19 protein-coding genes are annotated in these 23,818 nt (G+C 49.3%); 12 read left to right on the top strand and 7 right to left on the bottom strand.

Annotated features, from left to right (window positions below):
• Positions 1-13 precede the first annotated feature (13 nt).
• The 6 genes from tolB to ruvB are packed head-to-tail and all read right to left on the bottom strand — an operon-like array spanning position 14 to position 5,110.
• Positions 14-1,243 (bottom strand): Tol-Pal system beta propeller repeat protein TolB, encoded by a 1,230-nt coding sequence (gene tolB, locus L2Y54_RS02915; RefSeq protein ID WP_236499724.1) that lies wholly within the window; start codon positions 1,241-1,243, stop codon positions 14-16.
• A gap of 11 nt (positions 1,244-1,254) precedes the next feature.
• Positions 1,255-2,508: a cell envelope integrity protein TolA gene (gene tolA / locus L2Y54_RS02910; protein WP_236499723.1), complete on the bottom strand. Its 1,254-nt coding sequence runs from the start codon at positions 2,506-2,508 to the stop codon at positions 1,255-1,257.
• Between the two features lie 26 nt (positions 2,509-2,534).
• Entirely contained in the window at positions 2,535-2,960 is a 426-nt protein-coding gene (gene tolR, locus L2Y54_RS02905) for a protein TolR (RefSeq protein ID WP_236499722.1), read from the bottom strand.
• Positions 2,957-3,643, bottom strand: coding sequence for a protein TolQ (gene tolQ / locus L2Y54_RS02900; RefSeq protein WP_236499721.1), 687 nt, complete (start codon positions 3,641-3,643; stop codon positions 2,957-2,959). Before tolQ ends, tolR begins: the two co-directional genes overlap by 4 nt.
• Positions 3,640-4,059, bottom strand: a complete 420-nt coding sequence (ybgC, locus tag L2Y54_RS02895) for a tol-pal system-associated acyl-CoA thioesterase (RefSeq protein ID WP_255697844.1) — start codon at positions 4,057-4,059, stop codon at positions 3,640-3,642. The genes tolQ and ybgC overlap by 4 nt, the downstream gene beginning before the upstream one ends.
• Positions 4,043-5,110, bottom strand: a complete 1,068-nt coding sequence (gene ruvB, locus L2Y54_RS02890; RefSeq protein WP_236499720.1) for a Holliday junction branch migration DNA helicase RuvB — start codon at positions 5,108-5,110, stop codon at positions 4,043-4,045. The genes ybgC and ruvB overlap by 17 nt, the downstream gene beginning before the upstream one ends.
• 957 nt (positions 5,111-6,067) lie before the next feature.
• Between ruvB and wecA the strand changes: the two genes are divergently transcribed.
• From wecA to L2Y54_RS02830, 12 genes are all read left to right on the top strand, one after another.
• Complete coding sequence (wecA, locus tag L2Y54_RS02885) at positions 6,068-7,138, top strand: UDP-N-acetylglucosamine--undecaprenyl-phosphate N-acetylglucosaminephosphotransferase (RefSeq protein WP_236499719.1); 1,071 nt, start codon at positions 6,068-6,070, stop codon at positions 7,136-7,138.
• Positions 7,139-7,170: 32 nt separating this feature from the next.
• Positions 7,171-8,295, top strand: coding sequence for a DegT/DnrJ/EryC1/StrS family aminotransferase (locus L2Y54_RS02880; RefSeq protein WP_236499718.1), 1,125 nt, complete (start codon positions 7,171-7,173; stop codon positions 8,293-8,295).
• Positions 8,296-8,362: 67 nt separating this feature from the next.
• Positions 8,363-9,832: an oligosaccharide flippase family protein gene (locus L2Y54_RS02875; protein WP_236499717.1), complete on the top strand. Its 1,470-nt coding sequence runs from the start codon at positions 8,363-8,365 to the stop codon at positions 9,830-9,832.
• A 32-nt stretch (positions 9,833-9,864) separates the two neighbouring features.
• Positions 9,865-11,016 carry a glycosyltransferase family 4 protein gene (locus L2Y54_RS02870; protein ID WP_236499716.1) on the top strand — a complete coding sequence of 384 codons (1,152 nt, stop codon included), beginning with the start codon at positions 9,865-9,867 and terminating at the stop codon, positions 11,014-11,016.
• An 11-nt stretch (positions 11,017-11,027) separates the two neighbouring features.
• Positions 11,028-12,311, top strand: coding sequence for a hypothetical protein (locus L2Y54_RS02865; protein WP_236499715.1), 1,284 nt, complete (start codon positions 11,028-11,030; stop codon positions 12,309-12,311).
• Positions 12,265-12,750 carry a PssD/Cps14F family polysaccharide biosynthesis glycosyltransferase gene (pssD, locus tag L2Y54_RS02860; protein WP_236499714.1) on the top strand — a complete coding sequence of 162 codons (486 nt, stop codon included), beginning with the start codon at positions 12,265-12,267 and terminating at the stop codon, positions 12,748-12,750. The genes L2Y54_RS02865 and pssD overlap by 47 nt, the downstream gene beginning before the upstream one ends.
• Positions 12,722-13,216: a PssE/Cps14G family polysaccharide biosynthesis glycosyltransferase gene (gene pssE, locus L2Y54_RS02855; RefSeq protein WP_236499713.1), complete on the top strand. Its 495-nt coding sequence runs from the start codon at positions 12,722-12,724 to the stop codon at positions 13,214-13,216. The genes pssD and pssE overlap by 29 nt, the downstream gene beginning before the upstream one ends.
• The gene (locus L2Y54_RS02850; protein ID WP_236499712.1) at positions 13,209-14,018 is read left to right on the top strand and encodes a glycosyltransferase family 2 protein; all 810 of its coding nucleotides are present in this window, start codon (positions 13,209-13,211) and stop codon (positions 14,016-14,018) included. Before pssE ends, L2Y54_RS02850 begins: the two co-directional genes overlap by 8 nt.
• 14 nt (positions 14,019-14,032) lie before the next feature.
• Complete coding sequence (gmd, locus tag L2Y54_RS02845; RefSeq protein ID WP_236499711.1) at positions 14,033-15,181, top strand: GDP-mannose 4,6-dehydratase; 1,149 nt, start codon at positions 14,033-14,035, stop codon at positions 15,179-15,181.
• Between the two features lie 5 nt (positions 15,182-15,186).
• On the top strand, positions 15,187-16,155 hold the full coding sequence (gene fcl, locus L2Y54_RS02840; RefSeq protein ID WP_236499710.1) for a GDP-L-fucose synthase: 969 nt from the start codon (positions 15,187-15,189) through the stop codon (positions 16,153-16,155).
• 19 nt (positions 16,156-16,174) lie between these two features.
• Positions 16,175-17,611, top strand: a complete 1,437-nt coding sequence (locus L2Y54_RS02835) for a mannose-1-phosphate guanylyltransferase/mannose-6-phosphate isomerase (RefSeq protein ID WP_236499709.1) — start codon at positions 16,175-16,177, stop codon at positions 17,609-17,611.
• Positions 17,612-17,742: 131 nt separating this feature from the next.
• Positions 17,743-19,998, top strand: a complete 2,256-nt coding sequence (locus L2Y54_RS02830; RefSeq protein ID WP_236499708.1) for a GumC family protein — start codon at positions 17,743-17,745, stop codon at positions 19,996-19,998.
• Here L2Y54_RS02830 and hrpA read toward each other — a convergent pair whose 3' ends face one another.
• On the bottom strand, positions 19,999-23,739 hold the full coding sequence (gene hrpA / locus L2Y54_RS02825) for an ATP-dependent RNA helicase HrpA (RefSeq protein WP_236499707.1): 3,741 nt from the start codon (positions 23,737-23,739) through the stop codon (positions 19,999-20,001). It abuts the gene before it with no gap.
• Between the last annotated feature and the right edge of the window lie 79 nt (positions 23,740-23,818).

Genomic DNA, 23,818 nt, shown 5'->3' with positions numbered 1-23,818 from the left:
GTCTCACTATTCATTAATCAAGGTAGGGCGACCATGCGGGGTCGCGTACATCGCCCGCCTGTGAATACAGGCTTTGGTGGGCTTTGCCATTGTCACTGGCGACTGCCAAGGAGTTACGTCCACCGGCATCCGTCGCATACAACACCATCATGCCATTGGGGGAGATGGCAGGGGAATCGTCTTGGGTTCCGCGTGAAATGGTGCGTTCCTGTTTGGTGGCAGCATCCATAATGGTGATGCTGGATGTGCCGCCGCTTTGCTTTACCATCGCGACACTGTTGCCTGCAATGCTTGCCCCGGCATTGTAGCCACCGCTGAATGACATCCGGCTTTCGCCGCCGCCACTGGCAGTGGTTTTGTAGAGTTGCGGTTGTCCACTGCGGTCAGAGGTGAATACGATGGTATTGCTGTCTGCCCATTGCGGCTCAGCATTAATGCCGCGTGTGTTGGTAATTTGACGTGCGCCGCCACCATTCGCGCCGCTGACCACGATATTGTAATTGCCGCGTTCGGCGACACTGTAAGCAATCGAGCGTCCGTCCGGCGACCAAGACGGGGAAATGCTGGAGCGGTTCGGGTCAGAAATGGTGCGCTTGCCACCCGATGCTAAATCTTGCGCATAGACCACGGGGCGACCCGTTTCATAGGAGACATACGCCACTTGCCTGCCATCCGGCGACCAACTGGGGGACATCACCGGTTTGCGCGAAGACACGATGGTGCGGGGGTTGAAACCGTCTGCATCCGATACGATCAACTGGTAGGTTTGGTTTTTGGCAGGCCCGCTGGCGGAAACGTAAGCAATACGGGTGTCGAATGCGCCTTTTACCCCGGTGAGTTTTTCAAACACTAAGTCGGCGGCTTTGTGTGCCATGCGGCGTTCATTCGGGTGCGGGGGAATGCGGAAAGCACGGACGACTTGACCGCTGCGCAGATTGACCAGTTGGAGATTCATATCACCGCTGTGACTGCCGACCACGGCGTATTCTGCTCCAGTCGCACGCAAAGCGTCGGGGGAGAAATTACCGCCTGCCCGTGCCGGATCCATCAGCGCGAAACGCCCGCTGCGTTGCAGGTCGGCTTCGACGACTTTGGATAGCGGGCTGAAAGGCGTCACAATGATGCTGGTTTCACCGGCAGTGGCATCAATGTCAATGCGCGAGTGTAACTCTTCAGCCGTTAGGGTGACGGGTAAGCCAAGTCCTGTGACGAGCAGGACAGATGCGAGTAAGGTTGTTTTCATGTGCATTGCTGTTAATCCATCGTGATAACGTGAGTATCGTTGTACAGTTCTTTGTATTCGGGACGTGGAAACGGGTCGGAACGGTGTACCGCTGCTTTTATCGACTCGCAAAACGCGGTGCTGCCATCGCAAGATAAGGTGAAACGCCGGATACCACTCGAAGAGCTAATGCCTAGGCGAATAGTGGCGGACATGCCAAAGCGTTCGCCGGGTTTGTTCCAGTTGCCTTTGATTTTGCGGTTGACAGCGGCTTTCCATGCGGCGCGGGCAGCGCTTAATTCACTGTTGCTAGGGCCAGCGGCTGCGGCAGCACGGCGGGCGTCTTCTTCAGCCGCTTTGCGTTTGGCTTCGGCAGCTTTCCAGCGTTCACGGTCAGCAGCCAGTTGCGCTTCTTCTGCTTCCGCTTTTTTACGGGCAAGCGCTTCGGACTTGGCTTTGGCTGCTGCTTCGGCTTCTGCTTTTTCCGCAGCGGCGGCTTTGGCTTTTTCTGCTGCTTTGGCTTCAGCAGCTGCTTCTGCTTTTGCCTCGGATTTGGCTTTGGCAGCCGCTTCGGCTTTTTCTTTGGCTTTCGCTTCAGCAGCCGCTTCTGCTTTCGCTTCGGCTTTTGCTTCAGCAGCAGCGTCAGCTTTGGCTTTTTCGCGGGCTTTCTTTTCTGCCAGTGCTTTTGCCTCGGCTTCTGCCTTGGCTTTGTTGGCAGCATTGGCTTGTTTGCGTTCGGCTTCTTTTTCAGCGGCTAGGTCTTGGCGGCGAGCTTCCGCTCTGGCTTCGGCGCGGCGGCGTGCTTCCGCTTTGGCGCGTTCTTCAGCAGATGCTTCCTGACGTGCCGCTTCTTTGGCTTTTGCAGCTTTATCAGCGTCTGCTTTTTCGCGTGCCGCTTCTTTGGCTTTGGTTTCTGCCAGTGCTTTGCGTTGCGCATCGGCTTGCTGTTTGGCTTGTGCCGCAGCAGTCGCCGCTGCCGCAGCGGCAATGGCTTGTTGCTGGGCTTCCGCTTTCGCCTCGGCTTCCGCTTCCGCTTTGGTTGGCTCTGTTTTTGCGGGGGAGGCGTCTTCTGTCGCCGTTAACGCGGTGCGTTCCGGTTCGCTGGTATTGGGTTTTTCTTCTGGGGGAAGTGGTGCGTCGGGCAGGGTGACTTCGACGGCGGTACTTTCCGTGGTTTCCGGGCGGTCAGTGAATTGGAAACTGAGCAATAACACCGCGACGATCAGGACGTGCAGCACAATGGCCCAGAAGAGTGCTTGTGGTTTATTACGTATTTCTTTAAACATGATCGTGTAGCCCTTCTCAGATCTGCTTACGGTTGGTCGGGCGGTGCCGGGTCAGCCATTAAGCCAATTTTTTTTGCCCCCGCTTGTTGAACGGCGACCATTGCATTCATTAAATGCCGGTATTCGACCGTGCTGTCGGCTTTGACGTATACGGGGCGTTCGGCTTTGGCATCCAATTGGCTGCTCACGTAAGCGGTGACGTTGGCAGCGGGTACTTCCGAGCCATCATCCAGAAATAACCGTCCACTGGCATCAACGGATATGGTCAAGGGTTCTTGCTGGTTGTTCGCATCCAGCGGTTCAGCCTGAGCATCGGGCGCATCGACAGTTACGCCGGTTTGCATAATGGGGGCTGTGACCATGAAGATAACCAGTAGCACCAACATGACGTCGATGTAGGGAACCACGTTCATTTCTGCCATGATTTTACGGCGGCGACGGGCGCTGCTCATGCCGGTTTCCTTTGCGTGCTGGCATGGCGCTCTAACAGCGCGGTAAATTCTTCACGGAAATTGTCATAACTCACCACCAAACGGTCGATTTTGTCACTAAAGCGGTTGTAGGCAATAACTGCCGGAATTGCCGCAAACAAGCCAATGGCGGTGGCAATTAGGGCTTCGGCAATACCGGGGGCAACCACGCCTAAGGTGGCTTGCTGCATTTGTCCGAGTGAAATAAACGAGTTCATGATTCCCCACACTGTGCCAAACAGACCTATATACGGGCTGGTCGAACCGACAGTGGCTAGAAATGCTAAATTCCTTTCCAGATCATCGACCTCTTTAGAGGCGGCAACCCGCATGGAGCGCTGCACCGAGTCCGTGACCGAGAGCCGTGAGGTCGGGTCTACGTTGAGGGCGCGTTTGTATTCGTGAAAGCCGTCGTAAAAAATACGCTCCAGCCCACGCCGCTGTGTTTTCTGAGACAACTCTTCATACAAGGAGTTCAGTGAAACTCCACTCCAGAAGCGTTCTTCAAACTGCGTAACGCTGCTTTGGGTGCTGTTAATGGTGCTGGATTTGACCATGATCAATGTCCAAGATAGTAGCGACGCTAATACCAGTAAGATCATGACGATTTTGACGACCAAGCTGGCATCCATGATCAGCTTGAGTATGGAGAGATCTGTTGTCACTGAAGGAGTTCCCTGATTACTGTTGGAATTGTCGTTGAACGAAAGTTGCCCGTGCTGACACAGACTACTTTGACGCTGGCAGTTGTCAAGAGTTCCCGCGAATTATTGCCGCCTTCCCGCCAAATTTCTTGCTTGAATACCAGTGAGGCGCGTCCAATGGTGTCGATTTTGGCGCTAATGAATAAGGCATCATTGAAACGGGCGGGTTTACGGTAGGCAATCTCCAGCCCGGCAACGACGAAAACAATACTCAATTCTTGTGCCAATTTGTCTTGTTCAAAGCCCAAGGTGCGCAGCCATTCAGTCCGTGCGCGTTCCATGAAACGCAGGTAATTGGCGTGATACACCACGCCTCCGGCATCGGTATCTTCGTAATACACCCGTACCGGGAGGATAAATTCATTCAAATAAGTCAAAACTACTGCCTTCTTGATCTGATTGGATCTCGGTTAGGTTGAGACGGGCGGGAATAGTCAGCCCGAAGTGTTGCCAAGCATGGCGGGTAGCGACCCGCCCACGCGGGGTGCGCATCAGAAAACCTTGTTGGATGAGGAACGGTTCGAGGACATCTTCAATCGTGCCACGTTCTTCGCCAATCGCAGCAGCCAAGCTGTCGACCCCCACGGGGCCGCCGTCGAATTTTTCCATGACAGCTAACAGTAGGCGGCGATCCATATGGTCGAAACCTTGATTATCCACATTGAGCATATTGAGGGCTTTATCCGCCATTTCGGTATCAATCAGGCCATTACCTTTGACTTGCACGTAATCGCGTACCCGCCGTAACAGGCGGTTGGCAATACGGGGCGTGCCGCGTGACCGGCGGGCGATTTCTCGCGCGCCACCCACGTCGATGCTTGCCCCAATAATGCTGGCGGCGCGTTGCACGATGTAAGCCAGGTCATCGACATTGTAAAACTCCAGGCGTTGCACAATCCCGAAGCGATCCCGTAATGGCGAGGTAAGCAAACCTGCACGGGTCGTCGCGCCCACCAAGGTGAAGGGCGGGAGGTCGAGCTTGATGGAACGCGCGGCAGGGCCTTCCCCAATCATAATGTCGAGCTGGAAGTCTTCTAAGGCAGGGTAGAGAATCTCTTCTACCATCGGGCTGAGGCGGTGAATCTCGTCGATGAATAATACGTCGTGAGGTTCGAGGTTGGTCAGCAGGGCAGCCAGATCCCCAGCTTTTTCTAGTACTGGCCCGGAGGTTTGCCGCAGGTTCGCCCCCATTTCATGCGCTATAATGTGAGAAAGCGTGGTTTTACCCAGCCCCGGTGGACCAAAAATCAGGACGTGATCCAACGCTTCCCCCCGGTGGCGGGCGGCATGAATGAAAATTTCCATTTGTTCGCGTACCACGGGTTGCCCAATGTAGTCCTGTAGACGGCGCGGGCGGATATGCTCATCGATATACGTTTCTTCGCGCTTACTGTGTGGCGAGAGGATGTGAGCTGCTGGTTTTTCCATAAGATTCAGTATTGATGTGTCCATTGAGTGTTTGTATTTTAGCGGCTTTCTACCAAGCCACGCCAGCGCATAGCCATGCATTCATTTTATTGCCGAGTCTGCGGTCTACGTTAAGTTTTTGTTTATAAGGTTAGCCTTGCTTGTTTTTTAAACCTGTTGTCGATAGCTAAGTACGAGGGCGGTCGACAGATCAGTGATTGATTTTGGTTATAATTTGATCTATTTGTTTTGTTTTTGGATAAATTAGCCTGCTTGATAATCTAACAAGATCATTTGCTTGTTTTCGATCAAAAAAATGCATCAAAAATTAAAAAAATCAGCAGAAATTGTGAAGAAACGAACTATAGTTTGTCTCTGAAAGCATTAAGGTTATTTATTTTTATATGATTTACTTATGTCGAAAATTAATTTTTTCATCAGTAATTTTGACAATTTTTGATCAGATTTTGATTTAATAAGTAAATTTTAATACGTTTTTTTGATGAAATGTGCTCTTTCATGGGTAGGTAGCGTTGCTATATTTCTATAAAACATTATACTTGTGTTTATACATCAATTAAATGATGTATTTTGTGAAAGGGCAGAAGTGTCATAAGTTTTTTTTATCGACAGGAGTCTATCTTTGAGGCGTGACGAATACTTGTTATAGTCTTGGTTTATTTGCTTGCGCGTTTGAACTGAGTTTTTGAGTAAGTGTTTGTTTGTAATTGTAAATTGAGTTGTGACGAAATGGTGCTTGTACCCTTTGGGTATACGTGGAGTGTCCATTTTTTGCTGAGATTTACATGAATGTTGAGATAGCACTTGAGGACATGCAGATGTCAATGGCACAAGGGTTTTTCGTAAGATATTTGTCGGGTTGGACGTGTTCCGGCTTGGCGGTAGCGTTTCAGCGATTAGGCTTTTGGGTATATCGGTAGATAGGGAATTAGGCGCTTTTGTGAACAGGAGGTTCCAGTGAGTTTTGCGGGCATTTTTTTATTAGTTTTTTTTATATCTGCGTTATCCATTCTGCTACTTACCCCGTTTGCGGTTAAGTTTGGTTTGGTGGATGTACCCAATAGTGAGCGTAAGTTCCATAACGGGGATATTCCGTTAATAGGTGGGGTGTCAATCTATGCAGGCTTGGTGATGGGGATTTCTCTATTCATTACGCCTAATAGTAGTTCACTGACCTATTTGGTGTGCAGCAGTATCATTGTGGCGCTTGGAGTGGCTGATGACGTTAAAGACTTGTCGCCTAGGCTAAGATTGTTTGTACAAACCGTGGTAGCGGCGCTGATGTGTGCTGGTAGCGGCATGTACATTCATTATCTGGGGACAATGTTTGGGACTTCAGCCGTTGACATTGGGGCGCTTGGCTACGTGGTGACGGTGTTTGCCGTTCTTGCTGCTATCAATGCGTTCAATATGATAGATGGAATTGACGGTTTATTGGGTATTTCTTCGTTAGTGACATTCGTGGGCATGGGAATCCTATTCTTCCTGAATGATGACATGACTAACATGAAGCTGACCTTAATCCTTTCTGGTGCACTCATTCCTTATCTGATTGCTAACCTTGCCGGGGGCGTTCAGGAAAAGGATAAGAGAATCGTTAAGATTTTTATGGGTGATACAGGTTCCATGCTGATTGGTTTCACCGTGGTTTGGTTATTGATTCAGGGAACCCAGCCGACACTGGATGGTTCGGTCAATAGCAATGCTATTAGTTTCTCGGCGGCAACTGCACTGTGGCTAATTGCTTTCCCCCTGATGGATATGGCGCGGGTTATCGTGGAGCGAGTCTCGCGGGGTCAGTCACCGTTGAAAGCGGATCGTACTCATCTTCACCACATTTTGTTACAAAGTGGGGACAGCAAGCAGTCTGCGCTTCTGAAAATTAGCACTTTGTCGGCATTTTTTGCAGCTACGGGCATAGCAATGCATGTTAGCGGTTTCCAAGAGGTTACTATCTTTTTGACCTTCTTGGCTGCATTTGCCCTATACACGGTAAGGGTAAGGCAATTGCAGAAGAAGCCTGCTTAGTAACAGATTGTTTAGTATAGGAAATAATATAAATGACTCAATTACAACAGAACAATGGTTTCCTGCCCGTCTCTAGGCCGACCATTACCAAAAAAGAAATCGAGTACGTCACGGCGGCTATTGCATCGGGCTGGGTATCATCTTTAGGTGAATACCTCACGGCGTTTGAAGAAAAATTTGCGGAATTTTGCGGTAGCAAGTATGCCTTGACGTGCAGTAATGGCACGACCTCTTTGCATTTGGCGCTGGTTAGTATGGGTGTTGAGGCGGGTGATGAGGTGATCATGCCAGACTTAACGTTTATTGCTACTGCCAACGCGACTAAATACGTGGGTGCTGTACCGGTTTTGGTCGATATTGATCCTGAAACCTTGTGCATTGATCCTGCTGCTATTGAGGCGGCGATTACGCCAAAAACCAAGGCGATCATTCCAGTGCATTTGTATGGGCATCCGGCGAATATGCCAGCCATTATGGCGATTGCTGAGAAACACGGTTTGTTGGTGATTGAGGATGCAGCCGAGGCGCATGGTGCGGAAGTCGATGGCAAAAAAGTAGGGTCTTGGGGGCATTGCGGTTCCTTTAGCTTTTACGGTAACAAGGTGATTACCTCTGGCGAAGGCGGCATGATTACCACGGACGATGAGGCATTGTACCTCCGTGCCAAGTATTTGCGTGATCATGCGATGAGTCCCACGAAACGCTACTGGCATACGGAAGTAGGTTATAACTACCGTATGACCAACTTGCAGGCAGCATTGGGCTTGGCGCAATTGGAGCGCATTGAAGAAATCCTGCAAAAGAAACAGGAAATATTTACCTGGTATCAAGAAGCTCTCAGTGGTCTGGCGGGCTTGACGTTGAATCGGACTGCACCTTGGGCGACAAATGTTTACTGGATGGTGACGGCAGAACTTGAAGGGGCAGATGAGGCTACTCGTGACACTTTCATGCAGAAATTACGTGAATTTGATGTGGACAGTCGCCCTTATTTCTACCCATTGTCGATGATGGCTGACTACCCCGGTACACATACGCCCGTTACTTACCAAATCTACCAAAAAGGTATCAATCTGCCTTCTTATTTTGATATGGAAAAGCGTGATGTCGAGCGTGTATGCGCGGCTGTCAGGAAATGCATGGAAATGTTCCAATAAGACGTTAGAATGTAGGCATCAGGTTCGCTAGTGAACCTGATTTGCCAAATTCAGAGTTGCTTACATAATGAAAAATATATCGAGGAACATCGCATTTAGTGGCCTTGGCTATGTGCTGCCGTTACTTGCGTCATTGGCTACGATTCCGCTGATGATCAAGTACATGGGTACCGACATCTATGGGCTTTATATTATTTGTATATCCTTGATCGGGTTCATGAATTTTGTTGACCTTGGTGTGGGTCAGGCGATTGTTAAGTATGTTTCGCAGTACGAAGTAACTGGGGAAAATGCTAAGGTTAAACCGATTTTAGACATCGCTTTGTTGATGTATGTGGTGTTAGGTTTGGTCATTGCGGCTGCGGTGTTGATTTTTGCGTTGCCGTTGGGTCATCTGATTTATAACGAGGATGCTGTTAAAGCTGAGCTGGCGGCTAAGGCATTGTCGATTACGGCGGTGGCTTTTTTACTGAGTTATATCAATCAGTTTTTCCTGAATGTATTCAAGGCTTACCATCGTTTTGATATTCCAGCGGTGATCCAAAATTCAGCCAACATCGCGGGTGTCGTGATGGCGACCATTATGGTGTTGTTTGGTTATGATTTGATCGCTATTTTGTGGGGTTACGTCATTATTCAGATGATCGCACTGAGCAGTGGTTACATCTTGGGAAAGCAGGTATTGCCGCAAGATGTGCGGTTGGGTTTGTCATTCGACCGTCATATTTTCGCGGAAATGATTGGGTTTAGCGCTTATACCTTTGTCAGTAACTTCTTGGGTGGTGTGGTTTCCCGTCTGGATAAATTTATTATCGGAGCCATTCTGGGAACAGAGGCGGTCACGTATTACCAGATTCCACATACGATTGCGCAAATGGCTAATGGTCTGATTCAGGTGCTGAGCCAGATTACCTTTCCGCGTTTTAGTGAGTTATCGAGTTTAAACGATCAGGTTGGGCGACTCGCCTTGTATCGGCGTGCGATGTGGTTGGTGTTCTTGTTTAGCATGGCGATTAGCGTGGCGTTGATTTCTTCGGGCGGGGCTTTCCTTGAGTTGTGGATTTCCCCTGAGTTTGCGCTGCATAGCACCTTGACCTTGCAAATTATTGCCCTGTATTTCTTCTTTCAGTCGAATACCGTGGTGGCTTACTGGGTGTTACAGGGTTCAGGGAATGCAAAAGTAACCGCGATCAGTTCTTTCTTGGGAACGGTGGCGTATGTGGTGGGAATGTATGTGTTAACACCGCGTTATGGTCATGATGGTGCTGCGCTGTCGTTGTTCTTGTTGTTGTTGCCATTGCCTTATTTCTATTGGTGGGTACAGCGCAATGTGGGGCATAAGTTCGGTGAGTACCTGTTGCAAACCTTGTTGTTTGTGGTGCTAGGGGCGTTGATAATTGTGTTGTTGAACTATGTGCACGAATACATAAACAGTAATTTACTGGTTATTGTGGCAGATGGCGTGGTCTTGATGGGAGTGGTTGGGGCGGCTTTGCTCTACCTGTTCCGGGAGACCTTGCGAGTGCGCTTTAAGTAACTAATAAATACGAAAGAAATGGTTGCACTATTATGAAGAAAAACATCGGTATATTGACTTTTTATCCCATGCATGGCGGGGGTATTTTTCAGTATATTCAGTCAATGGTGGATGCTCTCGCAGCCGACAAGAGCAATCGCTACATTATTTTCGCCGATACTGATGATTCGCGTTTTGATGATTATGGCTTGGAAGTGAGGAAGTTGTCGCCTTCTAATCGCTCGACTCTCAATCAGACCATTATTTTTTCCCAATTATTGTTGGGAATGCGTCAGCCGTTTTTTCTGCGGGATGATGAGAAACAAGTGTATGCGGATATTGATTTGTTTATATCCCCAGCAACTTCGGTGTACCCGCATGTGTTTTTGAAAAAGCCGTTCATCTTTACGCTGCATGATATGCAGGAAAAATATTACCCTCATGCTTTTTCGCGAACGGAGCGTTTCAAGCGGGAGTTGAGGAATCAGGCGTTGACCAGGGCTGCAAAGGCGGTCATCTGTGAATCGAATTATGTTAAGCAGGACATAATGAACTTTTTGGGGGCTTCCGGCGACAAGGTAGCAGTGATCCAGTCTCCTCCACCAGAGTTTTTGCGCAGCTATGAGGCTAAGCCGGAAAATTTCGCAGCGGTGCAACGTAAATATGCGCTCCCAAAGCGCTATATTTTCTACCCGGCGCAGTGTTGGTTTCACAAAAATCATCTTAAGCTGGTGGAAGCATTCAATATTATTGTGAATGATACCGATGAGGATGTGACGTTAATTTTATCGGGGTCACAGCAAGATTATTACCCGCAGTTGATGGCAAAGATACAGGCGTTAAACCTTGGGCATCGTGTCAAACATCTGGGTTACATTGATTATGAGGATATTCCCTACCTCTATAAAATGGCGCAAATGTTGGTGATGCCTACCTTGTTTGAGAGTGTCAGTATTCCGATTTATGAGGCGTTTGCTTTGGGTGTGCCAGTTTGTTGTTCTAATGTGGTGGCGTTGCCAGAGCAAGTGGGGAATGCCGCTTTGATTTTCGATCCCAATGATGCGGCTGATATGGCAGACAAGATGTTGCAATTGTTACGTGATGCACCCTTGGCTACGGAATTGGCGGCAAGAGGTAGGCAGCGTGTCAAGAATTTCGACCATGCAGACTATGCCCGCAAAATACTGGCTGTCATTAATAAGTAACGGGGATTGGTATGCAAATTAACGCCTCATTCCTGAAAACAGATTCACCAGCACAGATGGGTGCGGTGGCATCGATGCCTGACAAGTTGGTGATGATCGCAGCGTTGGCGTTGGTATCCGGTTTGTTTTTTTTGAGTGATGACCATCGCTTTGGTTTGTTGCTTTTACGTGAGGCAGTGATTGGGTTATCACTGTTAGCATTGGCTTACATCCTTGTGGCTCAGCGAGAATCGTTGGATACCATTGACTGGTATTTTTTGGTGATGGTGGCATTGGTATTCCTGGCTCCCCCCATTTTCGCTTATGTGAGTTTCCAACAGCCGTTGCAGTATGGTTTTTTGGATGAGCGCCGTACCTTGCTCTACCTGATTTACTTTCTGATTATGTTAACGATCGGCGGGCGTAGGGGATACGGCGAGTCTGATTTGGGGAATATTCTTAAGTATTTGTTTTATATCGTGTTGGCTTGGTCGGCTGCGAATGCGTTTGAGTTGATTCCGCGCAATGCTGGTTTTGAGTTTTCGGTACATGCAGAACAGTTTGCGGATGATTTTGAGGCAACAGATGCACGGTTTGACACCCGTTTTCTGGAAGCCGGTTTTTTGATTGCTTTGTACCCTTATTATTTGTTGGCTCGCGGTGAATTCTTGAAGGCGCTGATACCGCTGGGTTTGTTGGCAGCTTATATGCTTTACATTAACCAAACTCGTGGTATGGGTCTGGCGATTGTGTTGACGTTGGTGTGGATTACTATTTTGCGCCACCGTTTGAGCACTTTTAATGTAAGCGTATTGTTATTAGTGCCGGTAGTGGCGGTGCTGGGGTATCTGTCTTACTTCCTGTATGTGTATGCATTTAATGAGCCGGTGTTTTTTTACGACTATCACCGTAACAAAGAATTCCGGATCATGATGGGAGAGGCGTTAAGCAACTTTTTGATGCCGCACGGCGCACTGTCACTTCAATTCAATGAGGGGTTTCGTTCAGTCTACGGGATAAATATGTATGTCTCGGATATTGGCTTGACAGGTCTATTATTCAAATACGGCATTTTATTGTTTCCGTTAGCATTCTTGATGGTCATGATTGTGCATCTGTTGTCCGAAAAGTATCGCAATAATTTTTCCATCATTTTGATAGCGTTGTTGCTGACCGATTTTATGATTATTCCCTTTGGGGATTTTTTGGGGCGTGGTGCGGAAGAGTTCGCACTATTGATGGTGCTAATTAGATTGCAAGGAGTAGACCATGGGCATAAGTATATTGCTTGTGTACGGCGAGGGCGGGCATCATGATCAGGCCATGCGTCTGATGAAGCAAATGCAGTCACTTGATCCTAATATTGATTTCATTCACGTGACTGACACGGAAACGATGAAAGGCGATTCGACTGAAAAAATTTATACAGTGCCGCCCATTAGGCACAAAAATGAATCCTTCAATCCACTCGCGTTTGTGAATGCTTATTTGAAAGCCGTAATATTGACCGTGAAATTGGTGCGCCAATACCAGCCGCGTGCGGTGATTGGCTTTGGACCGGGCATCTGTATCCCGGTATTCATGGTTTGTAAGGCTATGCGTGTCAAAAAACGCATATTTTTTGAAGATTGGTGCCGTTTTACCAGTAAAAGCTTATCCGGTAAGGCGTGTTCACCTTTCAGTACCAAGTTTTTTGTTCAAAATGAATCCTTAAAGGAGTTGTATCGTGACGCTGAGTTCGCTGGACGCCTCTAATAATAAAACGCGAATCCTTGTCATCACTGGCACTACCGGGTTTGACTCGTTGGTGAAGAAAATTGATGAAAGCCGTGATTTGGAAAGTCGCTACGAGATTACCTTGCAAACCGGTGAAGGTAGTTACCAACCGCAGTACAAGCCTTGGTTCGATTTTGATAAAAGTTTAAAAGACAAACTCGCAGACTATGACTTTTTCATTACACATGCCGGGGCTGGTACGATTTTTATGTTGTTGGAGCATAAAAAACGGGTATTAGTGGTTCCTAATACCGATAGGGCTGATAAGCACCAGATTGAGTTGGCTAATTATGTGAAATCGCAGCGTTTGTGTGCGGTGTGTGAGCGTGTCCAGGATGTTGAGGCGGCGATTCTTGCCATTGACGCCAATACTCAGCATTTACAGCCTTACGCAAAAGTGGAATTTAATGCGGTGCGTGATGTATTGAGATACATATATGAATAAAAAATTCTTTTTCATTACAATCTGTTACAATAATCTGTCGGGTTTAATGCGGACGGTTGATTCGCTGTTGGCACAAACGTACCTCAACTGGGAATGCATCATTATTGATGGTGCTTCTAAAGACGGTACTCCGGCTTACTTACAGCAACTTTCCGAGGCACAACCCAATATCCGCTATGTTTCCGCGCCGGATAAAGGTATCTACGATGCCATGAATAAAGGCATTAGCCATATCCAGCCGTGTGATTACTTTTGTTTTCTGAATTCAGGGGATTCGCTGTATGCAGCCGATACCCTGATACAGTTAGACCGCCAGCTTCAGGCGTTTGCTGAGCAGCCGCCAGCGATTGTCTATGGCGATATGTGTGAGGAATTTGCGGATGGTAAGGAAATTATCAAGGCGGCAAAGCGCACCTTCAGTCTGAAAAAGGGCATGTTCTGTAGCCACCAGTCCATGTTTTTTCACTACCGTTACGCCTCCTTGCGCTATGATTTGGGGTATAAAATTTCATCTGACTATGACTATATTGTGCGGGCGGTGAATATGCTTAAGCACCCGTCTGAGATGCAGTGCTTAGATCTTATCCTTTCACGCTTTGACATGACGGGGGTCTCGAATAGCCGCCGCCTGTCCGGCATTAAGGAAGACTTTAGGCTCAGAGTCAAAAACGGGCTATGTTCACCAGCTTCCTCCGCGCTATACGCAGCACGTTCGGTAGGTTTGATGAATTTGAAACGGTTTTCGTACCCTTTATATTTGCTGATGCGCAGCAAAACAGCTTCTAACAATCAAGTGATGTAAATTAAGGAATAATCATGAGCAAAACGGCTTTAATTACTGGGATTACAGGCCAAGATGGCGCTTACCTGGCCGAGTTTTTATTGAAAAAGGGCTATACCGTACACGGGATCAAACGTCGCTCTTCTTTACTGAATACTGACCGTATTGACCATCTGTACCAGGATCCACATACCTCTGATGGCAGATTTGTGCTGCACTACGGCGATATGACCGATAGCATGAACCTGACACGCATTATTGGTTTAGTCCAGCCGGATGAAATCTATAACCTTGCGGCGATGAGCCACGTACACGTTTCCTTCGATATGCCAGAATACACCGCCAATGCGGATGGTATCGGTACATTGCGGATTCTGGAGGCAGTGCGTTTCCTTAATCTGACTCATAAAACCCGGATTTATCAGGCATCTACGTCTGAATTATACGGTTTGGTGCAGGAAGTGCCGCAAAAGGAAACTACGCCATTCTATCCGCGTTCACCTTATGCGGTGGCTAAGTTGTATGCTTACTGGATCACGGTCAACTACCGTGAAGCCTATGGCATGTTTGCTTGCAATGGCATTTTATTCAATCACGAATCGCCTCTGCGTGGTGAAACCTTCGTAACCCGTAAAATCACCCGTGCGGCTTCCCGCATTGCCTTGGGTTTGCAGAAAGACCTGCATCTGGGCAATTTGTCCGCCAAGCGTGACTGGGGTCATGCGGAAGATTACGTCGAAATGATGTGGTTGATTCTGCAAGCGGATAAGCCGGAAGACTTTGCGATTGCAACCGGCGTTACCACCGAAGTGCGTGAATTTGTACGTATGTCATTTGCACGCGCTGGTATCTCGGTTGAGTTCCACGGTGAGGGTGTCGATGAGAAAGGCGTGATTGCTGGTTTTGACCGTGCTGTTTATGAAGTGGCTACGGGCGCGACACCGGAACAACATGGCTTGGAAATCGGTCGTGAGATTGTATCGGTTGACCCACGTTATTTCCGCCCGACTGAAGTCGAGTTGCTGATTGGCGATCCAACCAAAGCCAAAGAAAAACTGGGCTGGGTTCCTAAGCATGACTTGAATTCACTGGTGAATGACATGATGGAATCTGACCTGAAGCTGATGCTGAAAGAAAAGCATCTGAAAGACCACGGCCACCGCATTATGTCTTACCACGAGTAATCCGCATGAAAAAAACCCGTATTTATGTCGCTGGCCATCAGGGAATGGTTGGCTCTGCCTTGGTTCGCCAGTTGCAACAACGCCCGGAAGTGGAGTTGGTATTGCGTTCCCGGCAGGAATTGAACCTGAACCGTCAACAGGAGGTTGAACAGTTTTTCCAGACGGAAAACATTGATCAGGTCTATCTGGCAGCGGCAAAAGTCGGGGGGATTCATGCGAATAGCACGTATCCGGCGGATTTCATTTATGAAAACCTGATGATTGAAAGCAATATCATTCATTCAGCTTGGCAAGCAGGTGTTCAGCGCCTGCTTTTCCTTGGTTCGTCATGCATTTACCCCAAGTTTGCCAAACAGCCGATGGCTGAGTCTGAATTGTTGCAGGGTGAGTTGGAAGCAACCAATGAACCTTATGCAATTGCTAAAATCGCCGGTATCAAATTATGTGAATCGTATAACCGTCAGTATGGCACGCAATACCGCAGTGTTATGCCGACCAATTTGTACGGTTTTAACGACAATTTCCACCCTGAAAATTCGCATGTGATTCCTGCATTGATGCGGCGTTTCCATGAGGCTATGTTAGCGCAAGAACCACAGGTGACAGTCTGGGGTTCGGGGACACCATTGCGCGAGTTTCTGCATGTTGATGATATGGCTGCGGCTTCCATTCATGTGATGGAAATGGACGATGCGGAGTATCAAGCATTGGTGCCGCAAACCTTGTCGCATATTAATGTCGGCACGGGTGTGGATTGCAGCATTGCCCAACTGGCGGAACTCATGGCAGAAGTGGTCGGTTTTCAAGGGAAAATTGTATTCGATGCGAGCAAGCCGGATGGCACGCCGCGCAAATTACTGGATGTTTCCCGCCTGAAAAGTTTAGGTTGGGAACCCCAAATCACCTTACCCGATGGACTTAAATCAACGTATGCATGGTTCGTGGATCATCAGCGTGATTTCCGACAATCCTAAAATTAAAGCAGGTATAGAGATGGCGACTCCAATAACCCCCGTAATCCTCTCTGGTGGCTCCGGTTCACGTTTGTGGCCGGTATCGCGCAAATTGCGCCCTAAGCAATTTTTGCCGCTGATTAGCGCAGACCGTACTTTGTTCCAGTCAACGCTGGAACGTCTTGATGGTCTGGTGAACAAGCAAGCACCCGTCATTGTCTGTAACGAAGAACACCGGTTTATGGTGGCAGAACAGTTACAGGGAATTGGTCAGGCAAACCAAGGTATTTTGCTCGAACCGGTGGGGCGTAATACTGCTCCAGCCGTTGCGGTCGCTGCTTTGTCTTTGCTGGAAACAAATGGTGCGGATCCGGTGATGTTGGTATTGCCTGCTGACCATGTAATTCCTGATATTGCCGCATTCCAGCAAGCCATTATGCAAGCTAGTGCTTTGGCAGAAGACGGCTTTTTGGTGACGTTTGGGATTACGCCTGTTTCACCGGAAACCGGTTACGGCTATATCGAACAAGGCGCAGCTATGGCAGGTTTTGAAAATGCTTGGCAAGTGGCGGCCTTTGCTGAAAAGCCCAGTTTAGAAATAGCGACTGAATACCTGAATGGCGGTAAGCACTTGTGGAATTCGGGCATTTTCATGTTCAAAGCGAGTGTCTTCCTGCGTGAACTGGAAACCTATAAACCTGACATTCTCGCCGCTTGCAAAAAAACCTTTAAGCACGCGCAACATGACTTGGATTTTATTCGTTTGGATGCCGCTACGTTCAAAGATTGTCCTTCCGATTCCATTGACTATGCCGTGATGGAGCATACCCGCCATGCGGCGACTGTGCCGCTTAATGCGGGTTGGAACGATGTGGGTGCATGGTCAGCGGTGTGGGAAGTCAGTGAACGTGATGCTGCCAATAACGTTTTGCGTGGCAATGTCATGACCCATGATGCTAGCAATAATCTGGTGTTTACCGAAGACCGTCTGGTAACGCTGGTGGGGGTTGATGATCTGATTGTGATCGAAACCAAAGACGCCACCTTGGTTGCGCACAAAAGTAAAGCACAAGACGTGAAGCGTATTGTGACGGCATTGGAAGCGGAAGGCCGCAGCGAAGCCATTATTCACCGTTTGGTCAACCGCCCTTGGGGTTGCTATGACTCGGTGGATGCGGGCGAGCGTTTCCAAGTTAAGCGGATTACCGTGAAACCGGGTGCAAAGCTCTCGCTGCAAAAACACCATCACCGTGCAGAACACTGGATTGTAGTGAGAGGCACGGCAGAAGTGACCTGTGATGACAGAACCTTTTTATTGACTGAAAATCAGTCAACGTACATCCCGTTGGGCAGTGTGCACCGTTTGGCGAATCCGGGCAAAGTGCCGTTGGAGTTGGTTGAAGTTCAATCAGGCAGTTATCTTGGGGAAGATGACATCGTTCGTCTGGAAGATCAGTATGGGCGTAATGAAGCCTAGTAGAATGGTTGGGCTGTTTTGAAGCACGGCATTTATTGCAGTTATTGTGCCGTGTACTATTATTGATTTAATTTCAGAAATCTCTGTCGGCGTTAATGATAGCCGGTAGCGGCAATGCTCAAGGAGCGGTGATGGAAAACTATTACGCAAATCAATCGAAAAGCCTCGAAGTGCGGTCGGCGGGGAATACTCAGGTGGTGGAGTATATTCCTATGGAGGAAGTTGCGCCGCGTGCCCAAGCTGAGGAGTTTGGGTTTGGTGAGTTGTGGCGGCGGTTAATGCAGCGTAAGTGGCTGCTGCTGGGCATTGCTTTGGCAACGTTTTTGCTGACTGCTGTGTTTACCTTTTTGTCACCAGATGTCTACCGTGCAACCACTACCTTGCAAGTGACCCCGGAAGAGGCGCGGGTATCCTTGGGGGATCGTGCAGAGCCTGCGCGTGCCCCACGCAGTGAGCGCGAGTTTTATCAAACGCAGATAGAGTTATTGGGTAGCGAACGCCTGACCAATGAAACGATTGAAGAGTTGCAGATCGCCGACCGTTTTGAAGACAATAATTCCTTACGCGCCCGCGCTTATGCTTGGTTGACCTCCATTAAGCAGAGCATTGCTGGTGACGAGGCTCAGGCGCAACAGAGTAATGTCGGCGAAAACTTCCGGCGCAATTTGAATATTTATGCGGTGGAAGACTCGCAGATTTTCAAAATCAGTTACGATCACACGGATCCTAAGTTAACGGCAGAAATTGTTAATGCCTTAGCGAGCAATTATAAGCAGATGAGTTTAAATTTGCGTAACGAGGCGGTTTCCAATACCAAGGAAACGCTTGAGGGTAAATTGAAAGAAGCTAAGCTTACGCTGGAGAATTCCGAGCATGAATTGGTTGCCTTCGCTAAGAAGCAGGGGATCATTACCTTGGATGGTGATCGTTCTGCTGCTTCCGGTGTGCTGGATTCTCTTAATCTGGAGCTGACCGCTGCCACCAGTGCGCGGATTGCGGCTGAAGCTTCACTCAACCGTTCTCAAAATGTGGCGGGTGCTGACCGTACCTTGGAAAACCCGGCAATACAACGTTTGAAGGAAGAGTTGGCGCGGGTACAAGCAGAATACCGCGATCAATCTAAGCTATTCAAAGCGGATTTCCCAGAAATGCAGCAATTACAGGCACGCATTAGTGAGTTGTCCAAGGAAATTCAGCGTGAATCTTCCAGCATTGACCGGACTACTCGTGGCAGATTACAGGCTGAATACGAAGCGGCTAAACAGCGTGAAAGTGAGTTGAGGGGTGAAGTCAAAAAGCAGGAAGCGGTACTCATGGGAAATCGTGATAAGTCTGCTGGCTATTTGACCTTGCAACGTGAAGTTGAAGCTGACCGTACTAACTATGAAAGCCTATTAGCTCGCCTGAATGAAATTGGTCGTGTTGCAGACAGCAGTGCCAGTAATGTGGCGATTGTCGATGAAGCGGTTGCGCCAACCCGACCTTTTGCACCCAATATTCCGTTGAACCTGTTTATGGGGGCAGCGCTGGGTTTACTGCTGGGATTATTGGCGGCAGTCATGGCAGAAATGATGGATGACCGTTTAAGAAGCGTGGAAGACATGCGTCGTGTGATGGGGTCTGTGCCGTTATTGGGGGTAATTCCTTATATTTCGGGGCGTAATAATAAGAATGTGTTGGCATTACGTGGGCAGGTCGGCAGCTCGTTCATGTTAGAGGCATTCCGGTCATTGCGGGAAAACATTCTCATGATGAAAGCGCCGTCACAGCAAGGTTTAGCACTCATCATGAATGTCACCAGCCCATCACCCAGTGAGGGGAAAACCACTACGGCGGTGAATTTGGCTACTGTATTTGCGTACACCGGCAAAAGAGTGCTGTTGATTGATTGCGATATGCGCCATCCCGAGGCCCATAATAAATTGGGTTTGGAAAATCGTCTGGGTATCAGCGATTACTTGTTGGGTGAGAAAGAAAATGTCGCTGATTTGATTCAGGAAACCACGGTGCAAAACCTATCGGCGATTTCTGCCGGTTCTGCGGTACCGAATCCAACCGAGCTATTGGCAGGTGAACGCTTCACCGATTTATTGAGTGAAGTGGAAGGCATGTTCGATCACATTATCCTCGATGGTCCACCGGTGATGGGCTTGGCGGATGCGTTGATTATTTCTAACCGCACGGGTAATACGGTGTTTGTCAGTGCTTATGGTCAGACCCGTAAGCGTAATTTGAAAGATGCGGTCGGGCGTTTACATCAGGCACAATGCAATATCATCGGTAGCGTGTTGACCAAGATGAAATCACCTGAAGTATCGAATAAATACTACGGCTATCCGAACCGTTACCCGCGTAGCAGCCAGACTGCGATGGTTGCAACCCAGTAACTACGGCTGGGCTTTTTTCCATAATTCATCTAACCGCTTGGCTGATACTGGCCTTGCGGTTCCTAGCTCCTGCGCAAATAGCGATACCCGGAATTCTTCCAACATCCAGCGGTACTCGTGCCAGTTCCCTTCGACTTCGCTCAGGGAACGCCGCTGGCTGAGCGTAGTCGAAGCCGCTTTCCACTGATCCCAATACGGTTGTACTTGCACCCGTAATGCCCTGTCTTTGGTCGGGTTCTCTGCCAATTTTTGCAAACGTCGTTGAATGCCTTTGAGGTAACGCGGAAAGTGCCGTAACTCCTCTGGGGATACTGCGTCCAGAAATCCTACATACACCAGATGGTTCAATTGTTCGCTGATGTCATTCAGGGCTTCTAACCATGCCGGTTGCACTTTGCCTTTTAATTGTTTGCGCAAGTCATGGTAAAGCGCGAGTATCGGGGTCAGCAGACGCGCTGTTTCTTGGGTTTGCGGAAAAATCTGTGAACGGCATTCACCCAGTGCGTGGGTAAAGCTGTCCTGCTTGCGGATGCTCAGGTGATTTTTAAATGCTTGCCGGAACACGTAGCGGGTGATGCTGTCTTTGAGTTCCTCGCATTTGCCAGTGGCGGCGTAGTGCAGGCACAAGGTCTGCATTTGCGGCACATATTTCGGCACGTCTTTCACTTCAGCGGGCAAAGCGAGCCAGAACAGGCGCAATACGCCTTGCCAATGGGCGTTGCTGGCATCGGCTTCATTATCAAACAAGCGAATGCTGACACTGTTGTTGGCATCGACTAGGGCAGGCCATGTGCGCAATTTCATGCCACCTGCTTCCAGCCAATAGAGTTCCGGTAAATCACCAAAATCCCATGTGGTAATGCCGACCCGTTCGATGGATTGCACGGGTTTGGATGCCAATTCCGCGCGGGTTTGCGCGTGCACTTTGCCGCGTAAGGTGTCTAAATCACGTCCGCTGCGAATCACTTTACCCGCTTCATCGGCGACTTCAAAGCGCATTTGCAAGTGTGTTTCCAGCGTAATGGCTGCCCACGCTTCGGGTGGAATTTGGCTGCCACTCATGCGTAATAGCTGTTTTTCCACCGATGTTTGCAAGGGCAAGGTGTCACTAGGTTCGATGGCTTCCATGCAGGCACGGGCGTAATCCGGTGCGGGTACAAACTGTTTGCGAATGTGTTTGGGTAAAGCACGAATCAGCGCGGTGATTTTTTCTTCCAACATGCCCGGCACTAAGTACTCGAAGCGGATGGGGTTGAGTTGATTTAGCCCCAGCAAGGGTAAACGTACCGTGACACCATCATCTTCGGCTTTCGGATCAAAGTGGTAGCGTAACGGCAGAATCATGCCTTGCACCTGCAAGCTGTCGGGGAATTGCCCACTTTTTTCATGCCCTGCGTCACGCTGCATCAGGTAAGCATGGGTGAGGTACAGCAATTGGCTGTCGTGCTGCTCGGCTTTTTTGCGCCAGCGCTCGAAAGAATGCCCATTGACGATATGGGCGGGAAGGCGTTCGTCATAAAACGCATACAAACGGTGTTCGTCGGTGAGAATGTCGCGGCGGCGAGCCTTCGCTTCCAACATTTCAATGTCAGCAATCAGTTCGGCATTGTGTTGGAAAAATGGCGCGGCCGTGCGGTATTCGCCGTATACCAAAGCGTGACGAATAAAGATTTCGCGACAGGTGACAGGATCAATGCGCCCGTAGCTGACTTTGCGGCGTGGGGTGATGGTGATGCCGTAGAGCGAGGTGCGTTCAAACGCGGCAACTTGTGCTTGTTTTTGCTCCCAATGCGGTTCGGTGTAATGGTGGCGCAGCAAGTGTTCGGCGAGTTTTTCCACCCATTCGGGTTGAATTTTGGCAATGGTGCGCCCGAATAAGCGCGATGTTTCCACCAATTCCGCTGCCATGACCCATTGCGGCGGTTTTTTGCGTAAATGGGAGGCGGGGAAAATGTGGAATTTACGCCCACCCGCGCCCATGTATTCGCGCTCTTCGTCCTTCATGCCGATATTGCCCAGCAACCCGGTCAGCAAACTCAGGTGGATCGCGTCGTAACTGGCTGGAGCGTCATTTTCCTTGCCGCCCATTTCCAGCACCATTTGATGCAATTGGGTGTGAATGTCGTGCCATTCGCGCAGGCGCATGTAGGAGAGGAATTCTTTCTGGCACAGTTCGCGGAATTTGCGTTGGGATAGGTGTTTGCGTTGCTCGTGGAAATAATCCCACAATTTGAGGAAGCTGAGGAAATCGGATTGCTCATCCTTGAAACGTGCATGTTTTTCATCAGGTGCTTGTTGTTTATCCAGTGGGCGTTCACGCGGGTCTTGCAGGGTTAAGGCACTGACAATGATCAATACTTCGCGCAATGCCCCATTATCGTTTGCTGCCAGTAACATGCGCCCAAAGCGGGGGTCGAGTGGCAGTTTGGCGAGTTGATGCCCACTGCTGGTGACGTTGAAGTTTTTATCGACCGCGCCGATTTCAAACAGCAGTTTGTAGCCGTCACGAATCAGGCGAGTATCCGGCGGTTCGACAAAGGGGAAGCCTTCAATGTCCGCTGTCCACATGGTAGCCAGTTGCAGAATAACCGCCGCGAGGTTGGTGCGTAGGATTTCCGGTTCGGTAAACACGGGGCGTTTGTTGTAATCGTCTTCGCTGTAAAGCCGGATGGTGATGCCGTTGCTAACTCGTCCGCAGCGTCCAGAGCGTTGGTTGGCGGAGGCTTGTGAGACTTTTTCAATCGGCAAGCGTTGTACGCCAGCTCGCCATGAATAGCGTGAAATCCGGGCATAGCCGCTGTCGACGACGTATTTGATGCCGGGCACGGTGAGGGAAGTTTCCGCGACATTGGTGGCTAACACAATGCGGCGTTGCCCGTGCGGCTCGAAAATACGGTGCTGCTCTTCGTTGGAAAGCCGCGCATACAGCGGCAGGATTTCGGTGGCAGGCGGGTGGTGTTTGCGCAAGGCTTCGGCAGTTTCGCGGATTTCACGTTCGCCGGGTAAGAAAATCAGAATATCGCCGGGGGCTTCGCGCCCTAATTCATCGACCGCATCGAGAATGGCTTGGGTTTGATCGCGCTCGAATTCTTCCTCGGCATCCACGTCGATCAAGGGGCGGTAGCGGATGTCGACGGGGTAAGTTCGCCCTGACACATTGATGATCGGGGCATTGTCGAAATGGCGTGAAAAGCGTTCCGGGTCAATTGTTGCCGAGGTGATGATAATTTTCATATCACGGCGTTTCGGCAAGAGCCATTTGAGGTAGCCGAGTAGGAAGTCGATATTGAGGCTGCGTTCGTGTGCTTCGTCGATAATCAGGGTGTCGTACTGGCGCAGGTAGCGATCTTGCTGAATTTCTGCCAGCAAAATACCGTCAGTCATAAGCTTTATGTAACTATCCGGCGAACAGCGGTCGTGGAAACGCACTTTGTAACCGACTTGCTGACCGAGTTGTGTGTTGAGTTCTTCGGCAATCCGGGCGGCGACACTGCGGGCAGCGATGCGCCGGGGTTGGGTGTGACCAACAAAGCCATCCACGCCACGCCCCAATTCCAAGCACATTTTGGGGAGCTGGGTGGTTTTGCCTGAGCCGGTTTCCCCGCAAATAATGACGACTTGATGCGCTTGAATAGCGGCGAGAATATCTGCACGGCGAGCGGCGACCGGAAGTTCTTCAGGGTAAGTAGGCTTGGGCAGATTTTGCAGGCGCAAAGCGCGGCGTTGAATGAGGTTGCTCACGGTAAGGTCAAAAATCCAGCGTTAGTGTCAGGTGACAAGGCGGGCATTGTAACGCGCCGCCTTGCTGGATTCATCTATC

The organism is Thiothrix winogradskyi, assembly GCF_021650935.1.
GTDB classification, from domain to species: Bacteria; Pseudomonadota; Gammaproteobacteria; order Thiotrichales; family Thiotrichaceae; genus Thiothrix; species Thiothrix winogradskyi.
Note: the sequence above shows the minus strand (reverse complement) of the source record. Positions and strands in the feature narration are given on the sequence as shown.

Bases quoted from the DNA above. Each gene is read 5' to 3' on its own strand.
- tolB (WP_236499724.1), bottom strand. From the start codon at position 1,243: ATGAAAACAACCTTACTCGCATCTGTCCTGCTCGTCACAGGACTTGGC.
- tolA (WP_236499723.1), bottom strand. From the start codon at position 2,508: ATGTTTAAAGAAATACGTAATAAACCACAAGCACTCTTCTGGGCCATT.
- tolR (WP_236499722.1), bottom strand. From the start codon at position 2,960: ATGAGCAGCGCCCGTCGCCGCCGTAAAATCATGGCAGAAATGAACGTG.
- ruvB (WP_236499720.1), bottom strand. From the start codon at position 5,110: ATGGAAAAACCAGCAGCTCACATCCTCTCGCCACACAGTAAGCGCGAA.
- L2Y54_RS02880 (WP_236499718.1), top strand. From the start codon at position 7,171: ATGACTCAATTACAACAGAACAATGGTTTCCTGCCCGTCTCTAGGCCG.
- L2Y54_RS02875 (WP_236499717.1), top strand. From the start codon at position 8,363: ATGAAAAATATATCGAGGAACATCGCATTTAGTGGCCTTGGCTATGTG.
- L2Y54_RS02870 (WP_236499716.1), top strand. From the start codon at position 9,865: ATGAAGAAAAACATCGGTATATTGACTTTTTATCCCATGCATGGCGGG.
- L2Y54_RS02865 (WP_236499715.1), top strand. From the start codon at position 11,028: ATGCAAATTAACGCCTCATTCCTGAAAACAGATTCACCAGCACAGATG.
- pssD (WP_236499714.1), top strand. From the start codon at position 12,265: ATGGGCATAAGTATATTGCTTGTGTACGGCGAGGGCGGGCATCATGAT.
- L2Y54_RS02850 (WP_236499712.1), top strand. From the start codon at position 13,209: ATGAATAAAAAATTCTTTTTCATTACAATCTGTTACAATAATCTGTCG.
- gmd (WP_236499711.1), top strand. From the start codon at position 14,033: ATGAGCAAAACGGCTTTAATTACTGGGATTACAGGCCAAGATGGCGCT.
- fcl (WP_236499710.1), top strand. From the start codon at position 15,187: ATGAAAAAAACCCGTATTTATGTCGCTGGCCATCAGGGAATGGTTGGC.
- L2Y54_RS02835 (WP_236499709.1), top strand. From the start codon at position 16,175: ATGGCGACTCCAATAACCCCCGTAATCCTCTCTGGTGGCTCCGGTTCA.
- L2Y54_RS02830 (WP_236499708.1), top strand. From the start codon at position 17,743: ATGGAAAACTATTACGCAAATCAATCGAAAAGCCTCGAAGTGCGGTCG.